Annotated in this window: 13 protein-coding genes and 1 pseudogene; 8 read left to right on the top strand and 6 right to left on the bottom strand. The window is 72.8% G+C overall.

All coding sequences use genetic code 11. From position 1 onward, the window contains the following. Window positions 1-199 precede the first annotated feature (199 nt). Window positions 200-4,828, top strand: a complete 4,629-nt coding sequence (gltB, locus tag ACZ45E_RS33685; protein WP_468228351.1) for a glutamate synthase large subunit — start codon at window positions 200-202, stop codon at window positions 4,826-4,828. Continuing rightward, window positions 4,821-6,284, top strand: coding sequence for a glutamate synthase subunit beta (locus ACZ45E_RS33690; protein ID WP_468228354.1), 1,464 nt, complete (start codon window positions 4,821-4,823; stop codon window positions 6,282-6,284). Before gltB ends, ACZ45E_RS33690 begins: the two co-directional genes overlap by 8 nt. A 169-nt stretch (window positions 6,285-6,453) precedes the next feature. On the opposite strand, the gene ACZ45E_RS33695 is transcribed toward ACZ45E_RS33690, so the two are convergent. Next, a complete protein-coding gene (locus ACZ45E_RS33695; protein ID WP_468228357.1) occupies window positions 6,454-7,299 on the bottom strand; it encodes a chitosanase in 846 nt (281 codons plus the stop codon). 35 nt (window positions 7,300-7,334) lie between these two features. Further along, the gene (locus tag ACZ45E_RS33700) at window positions 7,335-8,246 is read right to left on the bottom strand and encodes a rhomboid family intramembrane serine protease (protein WP_468228359.1); all 912 of its coding nucleotides are present in this window, start codon (window positions 8,244-8,246) and stop codon (window positions 7,335-7,337) included. Between the two features lie 99 nt (window positions 8,247-8,345). On the opposite strand from ACZ45E_RS33700, the gene ACZ45E_RS33705 reads away from it, so the two are divergent. The 4 genes from ACZ45E_RS33705 (at window position 8,346) to ACZ45E_RS33720 (ending at window position 11,680) form a co-directional block, all read left to right on the top strand. Then, entirely contained in the window at window positions 8,346-8,900 is a 555-nt protein-coding gene (locus tag ACZ45E_RS33705; RefSeq protein ID WP_468228361.1) for a HutD/Ves family protein, read from the top strand. Window positions 8,901-8,980: 80 nt separating this feature from the next. Next, window positions 8,981-9,598 (top strand): TetR/AcrR family transcriptional regulator, encoded by a 618-nt coding sequence (locus ACZ45E_RS33710; RefSeq protein ID WP_468228364.1) that lies wholly within the window; start codon window positions 8,981-8,983, stop codon window positions 9,596-9,598. Between the two features lie 143 nt (window positions 9,599-9,741). Next, a complete protein-coding gene (locus ACZ45E_RS33715; protein ID WP_005318814.1) occupies window positions 9,742-9,945 on the top strand; it encodes a cold-shock protein in 204 nt (67 codons plus the stop codon). 91 nt (window positions 9,946-10,036) lie between these two features. Continuing rightward, the gene (locus ACZ45E_RS33720) at window positions 10,037-11,680 is read left to right on the top strand and encodes a DEAD/DEAH box helicase (protein WP_468228368.1); all 1,644 of its coding nucleotides are present in this window, start codon (window positions 10,037-10,039) and stop codon (window positions 11,678-11,680) included. Window positions 11,681-11,763: 83 nt separating this feature from the next. Here the strand turns inward: ACZ45E_RS33720 and ACZ45E_RS33725 are convergent, their stop codons facing one another. Continuing rightward, the gene (locus ACZ45E_RS33725; RefSeq protein WP_468228371.1) at window positions 11,764-12,732 is read right to left on the bottom strand and encodes an oxidoreductase; all 969 of its coding nucleotides are present in this window, start codon (window positions 12,730-12,732) and stop codon (window positions 11,764-11,766) included. Between the two features lie 63 nt (window positions 12,733-12,795). Next, a pseudogene (locus ACZ45E_RS33730) lies at window positions 12,796-13,698 on the bottom strand (tyrosine-protein phosphatase). 136 nt (window positions 13,699-13,834) lie between these two features. Between ACZ45E_RS33730 and ACZ45E_RS33735 the strand changes: the two are divergent. Next, window positions 13,835-14,587, top strand: coding sequence for an SDR family oxidoreductase (locus tag ACZ45E_RS33735; RefSeq protein WP_468228374.1), 753 nt, complete (start codon window positions 13,835-13,837; stop codon window positions 14,585-14,587). 1 nt (window position 14,588) lies between these two features. Continuing rightward, window positions 14,589-15,539 (top strand): SDR family oxidoreductase, encoded by a 951-nt coding sequence (locus ACZ45E_RS33740; RefSeq protein ID WP_468228377.1) that lies wholly within the window; start codon window positions 14,589-14,591, stop codon window positions 15,537-15,539. Between the two features lie 61 nt (window positions 15,540-15,600). Here the strand turns inward: ACZ45E_RS33740 and ACZ45E_RS33745 are convergent, their stop codons facing one another. Both ACZ45E_RS33745 and ACZ45E_RS33750 read right to left on the bottom strand, forming a co-directional pair. Continuing rightward, entirely contained in the window at window positions 15,601-17,160 is a 1,560-nt protein-coding gene (locus ACZ45E_RS33745; protein WP_468228379.1) for an ankyrin repeat domain-containing protein, read from the bottom strand. 131 nt (window positions 17,161-17,291) lie between these two features. Next, window positions 17,292-18,197: a hypothetical protein gene (locus ACZ45E_RS33750; protein ID WP_468228382.1), complete on the bottom strand. Its 906-nt coding sequence runs from the start codon at window positions 18,195-18,197 to the stop codon at window positions 17,292-17,294. Window positions 18,198-18,537 lie beyond the last annotated feature (340 nt).

The following is an 18,537-nucleotide window of genomic DNA, read 5'->3' on the forward strand; positions in this document are numbered from 1 at the left end:
CCGGCCCCCTGGGTATCGATCTGCCCGCCGGGCACCCCTCTCGCCGCCACCGCGGTGTCCGCATGGTGAAACGAAGTATCCGGTTTCCGAGATTCGTTCCATCATGTAACCTGCACGAAATTTTGCAGCAGCATGTACTTCGCAGAGGGCCAACGTCGTCCCTCGGCACGCAAATGCCACGACGACGACGGGAGAGCCGATGCGTACGCCGCGCCAGCCGTCCCAGCATTCCAACAACGGCCGGAGTGCCATGAACCGGTCGCACATGGATGCTCGCCCTGCCGCGCAGGGACTGTACGACCCGCGCAACGAGCACGACGCCTGCGGCGTCGGCTTCGTGGCCACCCTCACCGGCGAGGCGAGCCACGCGCTGGTCGAGCAGGCGCTCACGGTGCTGCGCAACCTGGAGCACCGCGGTGCCACCGGCTCCGAGCCCGACTCGGGCGACGGCGCGGGCATCCTGTCCCAGGTTCCGGACGCCTTCCTGCGCGAGGCGGTCGACTTCGACCTCCCCGCCGCCGGTTCGTACGCCGTCGGTATCGCCTTCCTGCCCCAGCAGGGCACCCAGGAGTACGTCTCGCAGGTCGAGACGATCGCCGCCGAAGAGGGCCTCACCGTCCTCGGCTGGCGCGAGGTCCCGGTCGCCCCGCAGCTGCTCGGCGCCACCGCCCGCTCGACGATGCCCGAATTCCGGCAGCTCTTCGTCGCGGACGGCGTCAACAAGGGCATCGCGCTCGACCGCAAGGCCTTCCTGCTGCGCAAGCGTGCCGAGCGCGAGGCCGACGTGTACTTCCCGTCGCTCTCCGCCCGCACCATCGTCTACAAGGGCATGCTGACCACCGGCCAGCTGGAGCCCTTCTTCCCGGACCTGTCCGACCGCCGCTTCACCTCGGCCATCGCGCTCGTCCACTCGCGCTTCTCCACGAACACGTTCCCGTCGTGGCCGCTCGCGCACCCGTACCGCTTCGTCGCGCACAACGGTGAGATCAACACCGTCAAGGGCAACCGCAACTGGATGCGCGCCCGCGAGTCCCAGCTCGCCTCCGAGCTGTTCGGCGCCGACGCCAACGGCACGGAGAAGCTGGAGCGGATCTTCCCGGTCTGTACGCCGGACGCCTCGGACTCCGCGTCCTTCGACGAGGTGCTGGAACTGCTCCACCTCGGCGGACGTTCGCTTCCGCACAGCGTCCTGATGATGATTCCGGAGGCGTGGGAGAACCACGACTCCATGGACGCCGACCGGCGCGCCTTCTACCAGTACCACGCCACGCTGATGGAGCCCTGGGACGGGCCCGCCTGCGTCACCTTCACCGACGGCGTCCAGGTCGGTGCCGTTCTCGACCGCAACGGTCTGCGCCCCGGCCGCTACTGGGTCACCAACGACGGCCTCGTCGTCCTCGGCTCCGAGGTCGGCGTCCTCGACATCGACCCGGCGAAGGTCGTCAAGAAGGGCCGGCTCCAGCCCGGCCGGATGTTCCTCGTCGACACCGCCGAGCACCGCATCATCGAGGACGACGAGATCAAGGCCGGTCTCGCCGCCGAGCAGCCGTACGGCGACTGGCTCGAAGCCGGCGAGATCGAGCTCTCCGACCTGCCCGAGCGCGAGCACATCGTGCACACGCATGCCTCCGTCACGCGCCGCCAGCAGACCTTCGGCTACACCGAGGAAGAGCTGCGCATCCTCGTCGCGCCGATGGCCAAGGCCGCCGCCGAGCCGATCGGCTCGATGGGCACGGACACCCCGATCGCCGCGCTCTCGGCCCGCCCGCGCCTGCTCTTCGACTACTTCACCCAGCTGTTCGCGCAGGTCACCAACCCGCCGCTGGACGCGATCCGCGAAGAGCTCGTCACCTCGCTGCGCTCCTCGCTGGGCCCGGCGGGCAACCTGCTGGAGCCCACGGCCGCCTCCTGCCGCTCGGTCACCCTGCCCTTCCCGGTGATCGACAACGACGAGCTGGCCAAGCTCATCCACATCAACGCCGACGGCGACATGCCCGGCATGAAGGCCGCGACCCTCTCCGGTCTGTACCGGGTCTCCGGCGGCGGTGAAGCGCTCGCCGCCCGCATCGACGAGATCTGCGCCGAGGCCGACGCCGCCATCGAGGCCGGCGCCCGCCTGATCGTCCTCTCGGACCGGCACTCGGACGCCGAGCACGCGCCGATCCCGTCGCTGCTGCTCACCTCGGCCGTCCACCACCACCTCATCCGTACGAAGCAGCGCACCCAGGTGGGGCTGCTCGTCGAGGCCGGCGACGTCCGCGAGGTCCACCACGTCGCGCTGCTCATCGGCTTCGGCGCCGCGGCCGTCAACCCGTACCTGGCGATGGAGTCCGTCGAGGACCTGGTCCGCGCCGGCACGTTCCTGGCCGCCGACGAGGAGGGCGGCGCCGAGCAGGCCATCCGCAACCTCATCTACGCGCTCGGCAAGGGCGTCCTGAAGGTCATGTCCAAGATGGGCATCTCGACCGTCGCCTCCTACCGCGGCGCCCAGGTCTTCGAGGCCGTCGGCCTCGACGAGGCCTTCGTCGAGAAGTACTTCAACGGCACCGCCACCAAGATCGGCGGCGCCGGCCTCGACATCATCGCCCAGGAGGTCGCCGCGCGGCACGCGAAGGCGTACCCCGTCACCGGCATCGCGCCCGCGCACCGCGCCCTCGACATCGGCGGCGAGTACCAGTGGCGCCGCGAGGGCGAGCCGCACCTGTTCGACCCGGAGACGGTCTTCCGCCTCCAGCACGCGACGCGCTCGCGCCGCTACGACATCTTCAAGAAGTACACGGGCCGGGTGAACGAGCAGTCGGAGCGTCTGATGACGCTGCGCGGCCTGTTCGGCTTCAAGTCCGAGGGCCGCGAGCCCATCTCCATCGACGAGGTCGAGCCGGTCTCCGAGATCGTCAAGCGGTTCTCGACCGGCGCCATGTCCTACGGCTCCATCTCCCGCGAGGCCCACGAGACCCTCGCCATCGCCATGAACCAGCTGGGCGGCAAGTCCAACACCGGTGAGGGCGGCGAGGACGCCGACCGTCTCTACGACCCGGCGCGCCGCTCGTCGATCAAGCAGGTCGCCTCCGGCCGCTTCGGTGTGACCTCCGAGTACCTGGTCAACGCCGACGACATCCAGATCAAGATGGCGCAGGGCGCCAAGCCCGGCGAGGGCGGCCAGCTGCCCGGCCACAAGGTGTACCCCTGGGTCGCCAAGACCCGGCACAGCACCCCCGGCGTCGGTCTGATCTCGCCGCCGCCGCACCACGACATCTACTCCATCGAGGACCTGGCTCAGCTGATCCACGACCTCAAGAACGCCAACCCGCAGGCCCGCATCCACGTGAAGCTGGTCTCCGAGGTCGGCGTCGGCACGGTCGCGGCCGGTGTGTCCAAGGCCCACGCGGACGTCGTCCTCATCTCCGGCCACGACGGCGGCACCGGCGCCTCGCCGCTCACCTCGCTCAAGCACGCGGGCGGCCCCTGGGAGCTCGGCCTCGCCGAGACCCAGCAGACGCTGCTGCTCAACGGCCTGCGCGACCGCATCGTCGTCCAGACCGACGGCCAGCTGAAGACCGGCCGTGACGTGCTCATCGCCGCGCTGCTCGGCGCCGAGGAGTTCGGTTTCGCGACCGCGCCGCTCGTCGTCTCCGGCTGCGTCATGATGCGCGTCTGCCACCTGGACACCTGCCCGGTCGGCATCGCCACGCAGAACCCGACGCTGCGCGAGCGGTTCTCCGGCAAGGCCGAGTACATCGTCAACTTCTTCGAGTTCATCGCTCAGGAAGTCCGCGAACTCCTCGCCGAGCTGGGCTTCCGCACCATCGAGGAGGCCGTCGGCCACGCCGAACTCCTCGACACCGAGCGGGCCGTGGACCACTGGAAGGCACAGGGCCTCGACCTGGCGCCCCTCTTCTACGTCCCCGAACTCCCCGAAGGCGCCGTGCGCCACCAGATCGCCACGCAGGACCACGCCCTGGAGAAGGCGCTCGACAACGAGCTGATCAAGCTCGCCGCCGACGCCCTCGCCGCGAACGACCAGGCGGACGCCCAGCCGGTACGCGCCCAGGTCGCCATCCGCAACATCAACCGCACGGTCGGCACGATGCTCGGCCACGAGGTGACGAAGAAGTTCGGCGGGGCGGGACTGCCCGACGACACCATCGACATCACCTTCACCGGCTCGGCGGGCCAGTCGTTCGGCGCGTTCGTGCCGCGCGGTGTCACCCTGCGCCTGGAGGGCGACGCCAACGACTACGTCGGCAAGGGCCTGTCCGGCGGCCGCATCATCGTCCGCCCGGACCGCGGCGCCGACCACCTCGCCGAGTTCTCCACGATCGCCGGCAACACGATCGCGTACGGCGCGACCGGCGGCGAACTCTTCCTGCGCGGCCGCACCGGCGAACGCTTCTGCGTCCGCAACTCCGGCGCCACGGTCGTCTCGGAGGGCGTGGGCGACCACGGCTGCGAGTACATGACCGGCGGCCACGCGGTCGTCCTCGGCGAGACGGGCCGCAACTTCGCGGCCGGTATGTCGGGCGGCGTCGCGTACGTCATCGACCTGAACCCCGACAACGTCAACGTCACCAGCCAGGGCGCGGTCGAGGCCCTCGACGACACCGACAAGCAGTGGCTGCACGACGTCGTGCGCCGCCACGCCGAGGAGACCGGCTCGACGGTCGCCGAGAAGCTGCTCGCCGAGTGGACCGTGTCCGTGGAGCGCTTCAGCAAGATCATCCCCAGTACGTACAAGGCAGTGCTCGCCGCCAAGGACGCCGCCGAGCGAGCGGGTCTCTCCGAGACCGCGATCACCGAGAAGATGATGGAGGCGGCGACCAATGGCTGATCCCAAGGGCTTTCTCAACCACGGGCGCGAAGTCGCCGAGACGCGCCCCGTCGACGAGCGGCTGCGGGACTGGAACGAGGTCTACGTTCCCGGCTCGCTGCTCCCCATCATCAGCAAGCAGGCCTCGCGCTGCATGGACTGCGGCATCCCCTTCTGCCACAACGGCTGTCCGCTGGGGAACCTGATCCCCGAGTGGAACGACTTCGCCTACCGCGAGGACTGGTCGGCGGCACAGGAGCGACTGCACGCCACCAACAACTTCCCGGAGTTCACCGGCCGGCTGTGCCCCGCCCCGTGCGAGTCGGCGTGTGTGCTGGGCATCAACCAGCCGCCCGTCACCATCAAGAACGTCGAGGTCTCGATCATCGACCAGGCGTGGGACCGCGGCGACGTCGCGCCCCAGGCCCCCGAGCGGCTCTCCGGCAAGACCGTCGCCGTCATCGGCTCGGGCCCGGCCGGTCTGGCCGCCGCCCAGCAGCTGACGCGGGCCGGCCACACGGTCGCCGTCTACGAGCGCGCCGACCGCATCGGCGGCCTGCTCCGCTACGGCATCCCCGAGTTCAAGATGGAGAAGCGGCACATCAACCGCCGCATCGAGCAGATGCGCGCGGAGGGCACCAAGTTCCGCACCGGCGTGGAGATCGGCCGCGACATCGACGCGGCGAAGCTGCGCAAGCGCTACGACGCCGTCGTCATCGCCGCGGGCGCCACCGTCTCCCGCGACCTGCCGGTCCCGGGCCGCGAGCTGAACGGCATCCACTTCGCCATGGAGTACCTGCCGCTCTCCAACAAGGTGCAGGAGGGCGACTTCGTGCAGCCCCCCATCACCGCCGAGGGCAAGCACGTCGTCGTCATCGGCGGCGGCGACACCGGCGCCGACTGCGTGGGCACCGCCCACCGCCAGGGCGCCGCCTCCGTGACGCAGCTGGAGATCATGCCGCGCCCGGGCGACGACCGGAACCCGGTCTCGCAGCCCTGGCCGACGTTCCCGATGCTCTACAAGGTGACCTCGGCGCACGAGGAGGGCGGCGAGCGGGTCTACTCCGTCTCGACGACCCACTTCGAAGGCGACGAGGACGGCAACGTCCAGGCGCTGCACCTCACCGAGGTCGAGTTCATCGACGGCAAGCTCACCCCGAAGCCCGGCACCGAGCGCAAGATCCCCGCGCAGCTGGTCACGCTCGCGATGGGCTTCACCGGCACGGACCAGGAGAACGGGCTCGTCGCCCAGTTCGGCCTGGACCTCGACGCCCGCGGCAACATCGACCGCGACGCCGACTTCCAGACCAACGTCCCCGGCGTCTTCGTCGCCGGTGACGCGGGCCGCGGCCAGTCGCTCATCGTCTGGGCCATCGCGGAGGGCCGCTCGGCCGCCCGCGGCGTGGACCACTTCCTGACCGGCGTCTCGGAACTCCCGGCGCCGATCCGCCCGACGGACCGCGCCCTCATGGTGTGACGGTCCACCCCTGAACGTCCCGTACAACGGCGTACGGAACTGAGCGCGACGCCTGCCCCACTGTCCCCGACCGGACGACCGGGTGGGCGTCGCGGTGCGTTCGGGGTCAGGTCCCGGGACGCTCACGCGCCGGGCGTCGCTGCGCAGACGGGGGTTCAAGGACAGGCACTCAGTCGACGTGGTACGTCTCCCCGTACACCTGCCACGTCAGCGGCGTCTCCAGCGACAGGTTCCCGTCGTACAGGAACCGCCGCTGAGCGGTGTCGACCCGGGTCGTGTCCCGGTGCGACTTCTGCGACTTCATCAGCGCCCGGCGGGCGTCCAGGAAGATGTCGAGGTACGCCTCCTCCGCGCCGCCCTCGGCCGGGGTGTCGGCTTCCGCCATGGCCCGCTCGCGCAGCCCGTGGAAGCTGTTCGGGCCGGTGCCGGGGCCGTGCATGACGATCGCGTCGTAGTAGATGAACTGGCCGAGCGTGCCCAGGCCGTCGCGCTTGGCGAGGCGGACCGCCGGGTCGAAGTAGATGCGGTCGCGCTCCCTGTCCTGCGCCTTCCGGAACGCCGCCACTTTCGCCTCGGCCTTCCACGCGGCCCGGAACCCGGGATCGAGGCCCTCGTGCGAGTCCGTGCCGTCGACGGCGCGCAGCGCGGGCAGATAGCGGGCCAGCCGGTTGTGCGGGCGGGCCTCGGTGTACCGCTCGACCAGGGCGAGCAGGTCGTGGGTGCCGGTGCAGAAACCGATGATGCCCGCCGTGTAGCCCTGGCCGTCGTCGAGGTCCTCCACGTAGCCGTACTGGCCGCGCCAGTCCAGCGTCGAGTTCTCCGCGCTCGCGACGAGCTGCTGCGCCAGCTCCTTCTTGTCGGGGGCGGCCAGACCGGGCGGCACGGAGGTGGCCGACGCCCCGGCGCGGGCGGGCGCGTCCTCGCTCGTGTCGCCGGAGGACAGGAAGAAGGCGCCCGCGGTACCGACGCAGGCCACGGTGACGAACGAGAGGACCAGACCCCCGACGCGTTTCATGCGGACAGCGTATGCGCCGGGCCGCCGGCCATGATCTACAGCGCTGCCGACCGCCATACGGCCACCGCCACGAGCAGCGCCACGACCGCCCCGCACACCAGCCACTGCACCGGTTCCCGGCGCTCCCGCGGCGCGTACACGAGCCCCACCGTCACGAGACCGCCCGTCAGCAGCCCGCCCAGATGCCCCTGCCACGACGTGAACCCGGCGGAGATCAGCATCCACAGCAGGAAGTACGCCATGAACCGGTTGACCTGGCGCATGTCCGCCCCGAGCCGCCGCGCGATCACGTAGTACGCCGCGCCGAGCCCGAAGATCGCGCCGGACGCGCCGACGGTCGGGGTCCGCGGCACGATCAGCAGGACCACCACCGAGCTGCCGAGAGCGGAGACGAGGTACAGCGCGAGATAGCGGACCCGGCCCAGCTGCGCCTCGACGATCCGGCCGAGGTTCCACAGCGACGCCATGTTCAGCACGATGTGCAGGACGCCGAACACGCCCTCGGTGGGCGGCAGATGGAGGAACGCGCCGGTCAACAGCCGGTACCACTCGCCCTCGGCCACCCCGTCGGCGTGGAAGTCCACGGGGTAGTGGTCCTGGTAGACGTAGCGCGCACCGTCCGGGCCGACCAGCCCCTGGCCGAGCATCTGCAACCGCTCGACGATGCCCGGACGCAGCACCTCACCGAGGTAGACGAGGACGTTCACGGCCATCAGCGCGTACGTCACCAGCGGCACGGCCGAGATCCGGCCACCGGCCACCGTGCGGGCCTGCCGCACCGAACGGGACCCCTCGCGCACACACGCCGGGCACTGGAACCCGACGGCCGCCTCCCGCATACAGGCAGGACATATGGGCCGTTCGCAGCGGACGCAGCTGACGTGCGTACCGGTGTCGGCGTGGCGGTAGCACGTCGGTGTCGCGGCGGACTGAGGGGTGGGCTCCACGGCCGCCTCCTGGGGCTCGTCAACGTAGGGCGGCGAACAACATAGCCACCCCTCGCACGCCTGGTGGGGGCGGGTGTGCCCGGCGTACCCTCGGCGTTCATGATCGACCCCGTCGTACGCCCGCTGCCCGCCGCCGACCGCGCCGCCGTCCCGTGGAAGAACGGGGGCGGCGTCACCCGCGAGATCGCCGGCCGGCCGCACGGCGCGGGCACGGCCGGCTTCCGGTGGCGGGCCAGCCTCGCCGACGTGGCCGCCGACGGGCCGTTCTCCGCGTTCCCCGGCGTCGACCGCACCCTCACCATGGTCGAGGGCGACGGGATGGAGCTGACCGTCGGCGCGGTCCCCACCCTGGTCGACTCCCTCTACCGGCCACGGGACTTCGCCGGGGACGCGCCCACGGACTGCCGGCTGCTCGGCGGCCCCGTGGTCAACCTCAACGTCATGTGGCGACGCTCCGCCCTCGCCGCGTCGCCGTCCGTCGCCGTCGTCCACGGAGCGTCGGCCCTCGCGCCGGGCACCGCACTCGTCGTCGCCCTCACCGAGGAGGGCGCGGAGGTCGCGGGACACGTACTCGGCCGCTACGACGCCGCACTCGTCGAAGGAGCGGCCGCGCTGCACGCGCGGGGCCCGGTCGCCGTCGTCACCGGGATCTGACCCGCCGCGCGCCGGGCCCCGCCGGTCCGCGACCCCCGGGCGGTCGCCCGGCACCCGGCCGCGCACACCACAATGGGGGCGTGTCCACGAAGAAGAAGCCCCAGGCGCCCAAGGTGAGCGCCTCGCCCGAGCGGCGCCGCGAGATCCTGGCGACCGCCGCCGAGGTCTTCGCCGCCCAGGGCTACAACGCCACCACCGTCCGCAGGATCGCCGACGAGGCGGGCATGCTCGCCGGCAGCCTCTACTACCACTTCGACTCCAAGGAATCGATGCTGGAGGAGATCCTGCGCACCTTCCTCGACGAGCTGTGGGCGGGCTACGACACCGTGCTCGACGCGGGGCTCGGCCCCCGGCAGACCCTGGAGGCCCTCGTCACCGAGTCCTTCCGGGAGATCGACCGGCACCGCGCCGCCGTCGCGATCTACCAGAAGGAGGCCAGGCAGCTCGTCGCGCAGGAGCGGTTCGGCTTCCTCGCCGAGTCCCAGCGCCGGTTCGAGGTGACATGGCTCACCACCCTGGAGCGCGGCGTCACGGACCGGGTCTTCCGCGCCGACCTCGACCTCCGCCTCGCCTACCGGTTCGTCCGCGACACCGTATGGGTGGCCGCGTCCTGGTACCGGCCGGGCGGACAGCACCGTCCGGAGGAGATCGCGCGCCAGTATCTGACCATGGTCCTGGACGGGCTCGCGGCGCGCTGAAAAAGCGTGCTAAGATCAGCGTGTTGCAGTTTTGGTACCCATAGACTTTATGTGCGCCTGACGGGAATGATCCTCAGGCGCATTATTGTTTTGCCGGGGCGTTCTCGGAATGGGGGGCTGCTACCTGTTTCAAGGAGAATTACATGGCCACCGGTACCGTGAAGTGGTTCAACTCGGAAAAGGGCTTCGGCTTCATCGAGCAGGACGGCGGCGGCGCTGATGTCTTCGCCCACTACTCGAACATCGCCACCTCGGGCTTCCGCGAGCTCCAGGAAGGCCAGAAGGTGACCTTCGACGTCACCCAGGGCCAGAAGGGCCCGCAGGCGGAGAACATCCTCCCCGCCTGATCCAGCATCACCGGGCCGGGGTCCGCACCTTCACGGTGCGGGCCCCGGCTCATGCTGTCCCCACCCCCGGAGTACCCGGAAGGCATGCCGCATGGCCAGCTCAGCCCGCCCGTCCAGCCGTCGCAGTCCCCGTCCCGCAGCAGCCGGAAAGCGGCGCGCCCCCGAGCAGCAGCGCAGGCAACAGCCCACGCCGCCACGCGAGTTCACCATGCCGGAGAACACCACCCCCGCGCTGCCCCCGGTCGACACCTTCGCCGAACTCGACATGCCCGCCGCGCTGTTGAAGACGCTCGGCGCGCAGGGCGTCACCGCGCCCTTCCCGATCCAGGCCGCGACGCTGCCCAACTCGCTCGCCGGACGGGACCTGCTCGGCCGCGGCCGCACCGGCTCCGGCAAGACCCTCGCTTTCGGTCTCTCGCTGCTCGCCCGCACCGCCGGTGCCAAGGCCGAGCCGCGCACCCCGCTGGCGCTCGTACTCGTCCCCACGCGCGAGCTCGCCCAGCAGGTCACCGACGCCCTCACCCCTTACGCCACCTCCCTCCACCTGCGGATGACCACGGTCGTCGGCGGCATGTCGATCTCCCGGCAGGCCGGCCAGCTGCGCCGCGGTGCCGAGGTCGTCGTCGCCACCCCCGGTCGTCTGAAGGACCTCATCGAGCGCGGCGACTGCGACCTCCGACAGGTCAGGATCACGGTCCTCGACGAAGCCGACCAGATGGCCGACATGGGCTTCATGCCGCAGGTCACCGCGCTGCTCAAGCAGGTCGCGCCCGGCGGACAGACCATGCTCTTCTCGGCGACGCTCGACCGGAACGTGGACCGGCTCGTCAAGCAGTTCCTCACCGACCCCGTCGTGCACTCCGTCGACCCGTCCGCGGGCGCCGTCACGACGATGGAGCACCACGTCCTGCACGTCCTCGACGAGACCGAGAAGAAGGCCGTCACCGCGCGCATCGCCGCCCGCGAAGGCCGCGTCATCCTCTTCGTCGACACCAAGCGCTCCGCCGACCGGCTCGCCAAGCGCCTCCTCGCCAGCGGAGTGCTCGCCGCACCCCTGCACGGTGGCCGCAGCCAGCCCCAGCGCAACCGCACCCTGGAGCAGTTCAAGGACGGCCGCGTCACCGCCCTGGTCGCCACGAACGTCGCGGCGCGCGGCATCCACGTCGACGACCTCGGCCTGGTCGTCAACGTCGACCCGCCCACCGAGCACAAGGACTACCTGCACCGCGGCGGCCGCACCGCCCGTGCCGGCGAGTCCGGCAGCGTCGTCACCCTCGTGCTCCCCGAGCAGAAGCGCGACGTGCAGCGGCTGATGCGGGACGCCAAGGTGCAGCCCCGCACGACCCAGGTCCGCTCCACCGACGAGGAGCTGGTGAAGATCACCGGGGCGCGCGAGCCCTCCGGTGTCCCCGTGACCGTCGCCGTCCCGGAGCAGGCCGCCCCGTCGGCCGCCGCCAAGTCGCGCCGTCCGCGCCGCTCCCGCGGCAGCGGCTCCGGCAACGGCGGCAGCGGCACCGGCCGCGCCGCCGGCGGCGAGGGACAGCGCTCCACACAGGGTGGCGGACAGCGCTCCACGCAGGGCGGCGGACAGCGCTCCGTGCCGGGCGGCCAGCGTTCCGGGCAGGGCGCGGCCGGTGGCCGACGCCGCTCGGGCTCCGGCGGGGCCAACACCGCCACCACCGGCGGCAACCGCCGTGGCCAGGGCCCCCGCGGCCCGCGCAGGGCCGCCGCCTGAGGCAGGACGGGCGGGGCGCGTCGCACGGGGGCCGGTCCGGCCCGCCGCCCGCGTCGGGACCCGCCCGGCGGAGCCAGGGCCCGTCACGCGAAGGCGTCGACCCCGGTCAGCTCCGCCGACAGTGACCACAGCCGGGCCGCCGCCTCCGGGTCCCTGGCCCACGCCTTGACCCCGCCGACGAGCATGTCCTCGGCGTCGTCCGGCACCGACTCGGCCAGGTCGCAGTCCTGGCAGTACGCCCCGCCGTACGCGTCCAGCACCGGCGCGGTGGCCGCCCAGACGGCGGTCGCCGCGCCCTGCTCCGGCGTCTTGAAACCGGCCCGGGGCGCGCCCGTCTCCGTGACCCAGCCCCGCTCGGCCCACTCCTCGCGCGGGATGTGCCGTTGCAGCGGCGTCAGGATCGACCCGGGATGCACGGCGTACGCGCGCAGGCCGCTCGCCGCGCCGAGCCGGTCCAGGTACAGCGCGAACAGGGCGTTCGCCGTCTTGGCCTGACCGTAGGCGAGCCAACGGTCGTACCCCGTACGGAAGTCGATGTCCGCCCAGCGGATGCCGGTGAGGAAATGCCCGGAGGACGACAGGGCCACGACACGGGCCCCGCGCGCGGAGAGCGCCGGGCGCAACCGGTTCACCAGGGCGAAGTGGCCGAGGTGGTTCGTGGCGAAGTGGTACTCCCAGCCGGGCCCGACCCGGGTCTCCGGCGCCGCCATCACCCCCGCGTTGGCGACGACGAGGTCCAGGGCGCGGCCCGAGCCGAGGAAACGGTCGGCGAAAGCGCGCACGCTCCCCAGGTCCGCCAGGTCGAGCGCGTCCACCTCCGTACCGGCGATGCCCGCGAGTGCCGCCCGTGCCCGCTCGGGCCGCCGCGCGGGCACGATCACCCGCGCTCCCGCCGCGGCGAGCGCCCGCGTCGTCTCCAGGCCGAGGCCCGAGTAGCCGCCGGTGACGAGGGCGGTCCGCCCCGAGAGGTCGACGCCCGCGACCACCTCCGCCGCCGTGCTGTGCGCCCCGAACCCGCTGCCGATCCTGTGCTGTTCCGTGTTGTCGGTCATGGCTGGGACGGTAGGTGCTGGAGCGCACACGAAGGCAAGCCGGTGCGTCCGGCGGCGGCCGGGTCAGTCCACGAGCCGGGCCCGCAGCAGCGCCGCCGTGCGCCGGTCGACGCCGAGCCCCTCGGTGACGTACCGCCGCAGGCCGCCGTAGTCGCGGCGCACCTGCTCCAGGGCCGCCCCGAGGTACTCGGCGCGCACCTCCTGGAGCGGGATCAGCAGATCCGGGTCGCGCATCGCACCGGAGTGCCTGAGGCTCTCGCGGAGCTTCGCGTCGTACGCGGCCCGGAAGGTGTTGGACGCCAAGTAGTCGGCCAGCGCGGCGTGTCGGTCCACGCCGAGCAGGCGCAGCAGGACGTACGTCGTCCAGCCGGTGCAGTCCTTGCCGGACGTGCAGTGGTAGAGGAGCGCGCCGCGGCCGCCGTACGCGATGTCGTGGAAGGTGGCGGCGAAGTGGTCGCGGTTGGCGGCGCCGGAGACGAACATCGGATACACGCCCCGCATGAACGCCGCCGCTCTGCCGTCGCCCAGCATCGCCTGCTGCTGCGCCGGGTCCCCGGAGCCGACGGCCGCGAGGATCTGCGCGTACAGACCGTTGTCGGTGACGGGCCGCGCGATGCCGGGGACGCCCGGCGGCAGTCGGTCACCGCCGTCGTACCGCACCTCCAACGGCACGCGTTAGTCCACGACCTGACGGAGGTTCAGCCCGGTCAGCATCGTCACGTCGGCGTCCGTGAGCCTGCTCAGCGCGTCACCGCGGAAGACGAGCCCGTACCGGACCCGGCCGCCGCTCGCGCGATGGCCACCGATGTCACGGACGTTCACCGCGCCCTGCAGCGGGAGGTGCCGGACCGGTCGCGCACCGGACGCGGCTGTGGCCGCCGGGGCGAGGGCCGCGGCGGTGGCCGTGCCGAGCGTGGCGCCGAGCAGGGCCCGGCGGGGCAGGGCGTTGCTGTGCGTGCCTGGCATGTGTGAACTCCCTTGGCGGTGGGCGTGACCTTCGGCTACCTTTTCCACCTAACGTTTGTTTGGTACGCGGACGGGCTCGACGGTAGCAGGCGGCCAGGGCCCAAGGAACGGACCGGGAGCGGCGAGCGGAGGGCGTATGGGCTGCGGGGCGGACCTGGACGGGCGGGTCGTCGTCGTCACGGGCGGCACCAGGGGAGTGGGCGCGGGGATCGCGGGCGCCTTCGTCCGGGCCGGGGCGCGCGTGGTGGTGTGCGCCCGCCGCGCCCCCGAAGTCCCGTCGCCCGGCTGCGAGTTCAAGGCCGTGGAGCTACGGGACGCGGAAGCCGTGGGGGAGTTGTTCGCGGGCCTCGACCGGGTCGACGTCCTGGTGAACAACGCGGGCGGCACACCGTACAGACTGCTCGGCGACACGGACGCCGAGCGGCACGCACGCGTGATCGAACTGAACCTGACCGCACCGCTGACCGCCTCGCTCGCCGCCCGTGAGCGCCTCGCCGCGGCCCGCGGCTCGATCGTGATGATCGGCAGCGTCAGCGGGACGCGCCCCTCACCCGGCTCCGCGGCGTACGGGGCCGCCAAGGCGGGCCTGGAGAGCCTCGCGCGGTCCATGGCCGTGGAATGGGCGCCGCGGATCCGGGTCAACACCCTGGTGCTCGGCATGGTGCGCACGGAACTCGCTGCCCTGCACTACGGGGACGAGGAGGGCGTCGCGGCGGTGGGCGCCACGGTGCCGCTCGGCCGGCTCGCCGAACCCCGCGAGATCGGCGACGCGGCGGTGTTCCTGGCGTCGGACGCGGCGTCGTACATCACCGGGGCGAGCCTGCTCGTGCACGGCGGCGGTGAACGCCCCGCGTTCCTGGACGCGGCAACAGCCAACAAGGAGGCGTGAGATGGCGCGGACAGCGGAGACGGACCCGGCCGGCGGCGGCCTGTGCGCGGGGCGGGTGGTGGCCGTCACCGGCGCCGGGCGCGGACTGGGACGCGCGCACGCGCTCGCCTACGCGGCGGAAGGCGCGAAGGTCGTCGTGAACGACCTCGGGGTGGGCCTCGACGGCACCCCCGCACCGGACAGCCCCGCCGCCCAGGTCGTGCGGGAGATCAGGGAGCGGGGCGGCGCGGCGACGGCCCACGGAGGTGACATCGCCACCACCGAGGGCGCCGCGTCGCTCCTCGCCACGGCCCTCGACACGTTCGGGCGGCTCGACACGCTCGTGAACAACGCGGGGTTCCTGCGCGACCGGATGCTGGTGAACCTGGACGAGGACGACTGGGACGCCGTGCTGCGGGTGCACCTCAAGGGGCACTTCCTGCCGCTCAAGCACGCGGCGGCGTACTGGCGGGCCGAGGCGAGAGCGGGCCGTACGGTGGCGGCCCGCGTCATCAACACCAGCTCCGGAGCAGGGCTGTTGGGGTCGGTCGGACAGGGCAACTACAGCGCGGCGAAAGCCGGCGTCCTCGGCCTGACGCTGGTGGCCGCCGCCGAACTGCGCCGGTACGGAGTGCAGGTCAACGCGGTCGCCCCGGCCGCGCGGACCCGGATGACCGAGGCCGCCTTCGCCGAGACGATGGCGGCCCCGGGGAGCGGCGGGTTCGACGCGATGGCACCGGAGAACGTGTCGCCGCTCGTCGTGTGGCTCGGCTCCGGGACACCCAGCGACGGAGTGACCGGGCGGGTCTTCGAGGCGGAGGGCGGCCGCATCACCGTCATGGAGGGCTGGCGCGCGGGCCCGACCGCCGACAAGGCGGAACAGTGGACCCCGGCGGGGGCGGGCGGCGCGGTACGGGAACTCCTGGGGCGGGCGGCGGTGCCCGGGGCGGTGTACGGGGCGTCGCCGCCCTGAAGGGCCGCACCCCGCGTGCCTTGACCCGGCGCCCGGGCGCGCCCGCGTGCGGCAGGGGCGGTCACGCCGCGCGTGGCAACGTCCATTCCAGACGGTTTCTGAGGCGTACGTCGTCGAAGGCGCGGGCCGCCTCCTGCGCCACGCGCCTGGCGTGCCCGCCGACCGGCGACTGGGCGAGCAGCCGCGCGAGGACGTCCACCGCGCGCGGGTCCTGCCGGACGGCGAGACCGCGGGCCGCCTCCGCCGCCACGCTGTCACGCGGGTCGTCGAGCAGCGCGGCAAGGGCCGCCCGGACGGGCTCCGTGTCGGCGCCGGACCCGGCGAGCGCGGCCGCCGCGCGAGTGCGGACGCCCGGGTCCGTGTCACGGGCGAGGGCGATCAGCGCGGCGACGGCCTCGGGGTGGTCGCCGGGGGCGAGCGAGTGCAGGGCCTGGGCCACGGACCGGCGTACACCGGGGTCGGGATGGGCGGCGTAGGCGGTGATCTCCGTCAGCGCGGCCGGATCGCGGTGGAGTCCCAACGCATACAGCAGGCAACGGAGTTCGACCAGCGCGGGCGCCGCGGGCCCCGATACGGAAGCCGCGCCGGAAGCGGGCGCCCGCCGGCCGGCGGCCCGCGCCTGCCCCCTCAGCACCGGCAGGGACCGGCGGGCGAACGGGCGGTGCCCCTCCGCGCCGAGGGCGCCCAACTGCCCCAGCACATCCGCCCCGAACGCCCGCCGCAACGGGTCCCGGTCCACACACCACGCCGCCGCCGCGCGGAACACCGCGTCGTCGCCGCGGCGGCGCAGCACCTCCCGCGCCTCGACCCAGTCGTCGTTGCCGGGGTCGCCGCAGCGCACCGCCCGGTCGGCGAGCTCACCCGGCGGTGCCTGCATCCCGAGGGCGGACTCCAGGAGCGTGGCGATCGCGGCGTGGCCGGTCTGCTGCTCGTTGCCGCTCGTCGGGCGGCCCGCCGCGTCGAGCAGCTGCACGACGACCGTGACCCCGCCGTCCTCCGCGAACCGCTGCGTCACCGCCTCCCGCTCCCCGCCGCCGACCGTCGACTCCACGACCCCGGACCGCAGCCGCTCGGCCACCTCCACCCCGAGCCACCGCCGCGCCTCCACCAGGGCCTGCTCCCGCCCCGGCGCCCCGTGCCCGAGCAGGGCCCGCACACACCCCGTCGACCCGCGCCGCGCGGCCGCCACCAGCGGCAACTCGCCCTTCGCCGCCGGGAGCCGGGGATCGGCGCCGCCGTCGAGCAGCACCCGCACCACTGGCTCCCGCCCCAGCTGCACCGCCCAGGTCAGCGCCCGGAAGCCCAGCTCCTCCACGGCGTCCGGCCGCGCCCCCGCCGCGAGCAGCGCCCGCACCACCTCGGTGTGCCCGGCGCACGCCGCCCCGCACAACGGCAGATCGGTGCCCTGACTGAGCCGGTTCGGATCCGCCCCGGCCGCGAGCAACAGCCGGACGATGCCCGGCTCGTCGCACATCGCCGCCCGGTACAGCACGCTCTCACCGTCCCCGGCACACGCGTCCCCGCGCGCCCCGGCCCGCAACAGCCGCACCACCGCGTCCTCGTCGCCGCCGAGCACCGCCTCGTACAGCGCGGAACCGTCCGTCCTCACCTCGTCGTTCATCCTTCGACCCTCGCCCCGCGGGGTCCACGAAAGCAAAGCATTTCGCCAAGAAGACGAGGAAAGCCGAGAGGCGGGGAGGACAGGGGAGAGGAGGGAAGCGAAAAGGCAGGCGGCGGATCGGGAGGCGGCCCTTATGTGTCGCACTCCAGAACCGTGCGGCACAGCCCGCACCGCGCCCGTACCCGCCCGCGCACCGGCACCCGGATCCGCTGGTGACACGTGGGGCAGGGGAACGCCACCCGCAGCCCGGACCGGCCTTGCGGCCCGTCCGCCTGGAACGAGTACGGCCCCGCGGGCGCAGGACCGCGCGCGCCGTGGTCCTGCGCGTAACGGCGGTCCTTCGCGTACCGGCGCCGGCCCGCCCAGCCCGCCGCGGTGAGCGGCGGCTGCTGCTCGTCGCGCCGCGCCTGCGCCAGCCCCTTGGTGTACGCCGTGTACGCCTGCGCACTGGTGAACCACGTCTCCGGCGCCTCACCGAACGCCAGCGACCGCTTCGCCAGGACGTACCCGAACTCCTCCGGCGTCAGATAGCCGAGCTTCTGCGACGACGCCGCGTCCTCCCGGTACGCGTCGAGCAGCAGCCAGCCCGCGCCCAGGTACGTGGCCGCGGTGTCGGTGAGGATCTCGTTGTCCCGCGTCCCCGGGAACGACAGGTCGAGCCGGTGCAGGTACACGTGCATGATCTCGTGCGCGAGGGCCGCCCCGATGTCCCGGCGGTGCGTACGGAACCGGTCGTTCAGCTCGATGAAGTACTCCGGGCCGGCGGCGAGTTCCACGCTCGCCGCGTGCTCCATCTCCCGGAACCCGACGATCATGCGGGCGTCCGGCAGGTGGTAATGGCGCACCAGCTCGCGCGCCACCCGCTGCGCCCCCAGATGCAGGTCGTCCTGGTCGCCGAAGGCCACGTCGGCCGGGGCGACGCTCGTCGCGAAGGTGTGCACCGAGTCGTACGAGAGGCGCTTGTACAGCGCGGTGATCGCCGATCGCACGGTCTCCAGATGCGGATAACCGTGCACCACAGGTCCGTCGTTGGCCACGCGCGTACCCCCTGGGCCGCCGGGCCGTCCTCCCCCGGGGCCCGCCCCCGGGCCCGGCGCCTCCAGGGTAAGGCCGCCCGCCCCCGGCGCCCCCGCCTCGCACACCTTCCCCTCTCCGCCGGTGTCCGACCGCCGCCGCCCGCCCGTTAGTCCAACACCTGGCCCTCCTTTGTCCATGGGCGCCCTCGCCCCCCGCGGCCCATCGTGATCGACATCCCGAACCGCCGTGCGAAGGAGTGTGCCGTGCCCCTGTCAGGCCAGCCGATGCCACCCACAGGCCGTCCGACGCCAGCGTCGGGCCGACCGGCCCCGGACCGGTCGACGCCGGTCCCGGGGCGTC

The organism is Streptomyces sp. NPDC030991 (assembly GCF_055571235.1).

What these genes read in the sequence shown, in the direction of transcription:
- gltB (WP_468228351.1), top strand. Translation starts at nt 200, where the DNA reads ATGCGTACGCCGCGCCAGCCGTCCCAGCATTCCAACAACGGCCGGAGT.
- ACZ45E_RS33690 (WP_468228354.1), top strand. Translation starts at nt 4,821, where the DNA reads ATGGCTGATCCCAAGGGCTTTCTCAACCACGGGCGCGAAGTCGCCGAG.
- ACZ45E_RS33695 (WP_468228357.1), bottom strand. Translation starts at nt 7,299, where the DNA reads ATGAAACGCGTCGGGGGTCTGGTCCTCTCGTTCGTCACCGTGGCCTGC.
- ACZ45E_RS33705 (WP_468228361.1), top strand. Translation starts at nt 8,346, where the DNA reads ATGATCGACCCCGTCGTACGCCCGCTGCCCGCCGCCGACCGCGCCGCC.
- ACZ45E_RS33715 (WP_005318814.1), top strand. Translation starts at nt 9,742, where the DNA reads ATGGCCACCGGTACCGTGAAGTGGTTCAACTCGGAAAAGGGCTTCGGC.
- ACZ45E_RS33720 (WP_468228368.1), top strand. Translation starts at nt 10,037, where the DNA reads ATGGCCAGCTCAGCCCGCCCGTCCAGCCGTCGCAGTCCCCGTCCCGCA.
- ACZ45E_RS33725 (WP_468228371.1), bottom strand. Translation starts at nt 12,732, where the DNA reads ATGACCGACAACACGGAACAGCACAGGATCGGCAGCGGGTTCGGGGCG.
- ACZ45E_RS33735 (WP_468228374.1), top strand. Translation starts at nt 13,835, where the DNA reads ATGGGCTGCGGGGCGGACCTGGACGGGCGGGTCGTCGTCGTCACGGGC.
- ACZ45E_RS33740 (WP_468228377.1), top strand. Translation starts at nt 14,589, where the DNA reads ATGGCGCGGACAGCGGAGACGGACCCGGCCGGCGGCGGCCTGTGCGCG.
- ACZ45E_RS33745 (WP_468228379.1), bottom strand. Translation starts at nt 17,160, where the DNA reads ATGAACGACGAGGTGAGGACGGACGGTTCCGCGCTGTACGAGGCGGTG.